Origin of the sequence: Segeticoccus rhizosphaerae, assembly GCF_009192725.1 — a bacterium.
GTDB classification, from domain to species: domain Bacteria; phylum Actinomycetota; class Actinomycetes; order Actinomycetales; family Dermatophilaceae; genus Segeticoccus; species Segeticoccus rhizosphaerae.
The window spans coordinates 1-583 of sequence record NZ_VOHR01000714.1; the positions used below are offsets into that span (position 1 = coordinate 1).

A 583-nucleotide genomic window follows, 5' to 3' on the forward strand; every position below is an offset into this window, starting at 1 on the left:
CGGCCAATGAGGAAGTCTGGTTCGACATCGCCGAGCGCGAAGGCTCGACTGAATTCACCGGCTACACCTCCGACACGGGCGAGGCCGCCGTCGTCGCAATCGTCAAGGACGGTGCCGAGGTCGAAACCGCGAATGCGGGCGACGAAGTGGTGATCCTCACCAATCAGACCCCGTTCTATGGCGAGAGCGGTGGCCAGACCGGCGACGCGGGACGCATCTGGACGCCTGAGGGTCTCGAGATCGCCGTGTCGACGACCAACAAGCCGCTGGGCCGACTGCATGCTCATGTCGGTAAGGTGAAAAAGGGCTCGGTAAAGGTCGGTGACGCGGTTCACCTGGTCATCGATGCCGAGCGCCGCGACCGAATTCGCGCCAACCATTCGGCTACACACCTCGTCCATGCCGCCCTGCGCAATCGCCTTGGCGGACATGTCACGCAGAAGGGTTCGCTGGTTGCGGACGATCGCTTCCGGTTCGACTTCTCGCATCCCAAGCCGCTCGGCGACGATGATATAGCTGCGATCGAGGCCGAGGTGAACGCCGAGATCCGCGCCAACGAGGCTGTCGGTACGCGCCTCATGAC

1 protein-coding gene is annotated in these 583 nt (G+C 63.5%); it reads left to right on the forward strand.

All coding sequences use genetic code 11. The features are described from left to right. On the forward strand, positions 1-583 hold a 583-nt coding region (locus FRW57_RS22640), incomplete at both ends, for an alanine--tRNA ligase-related protein (RefSeq protein ID WP_238999555.1).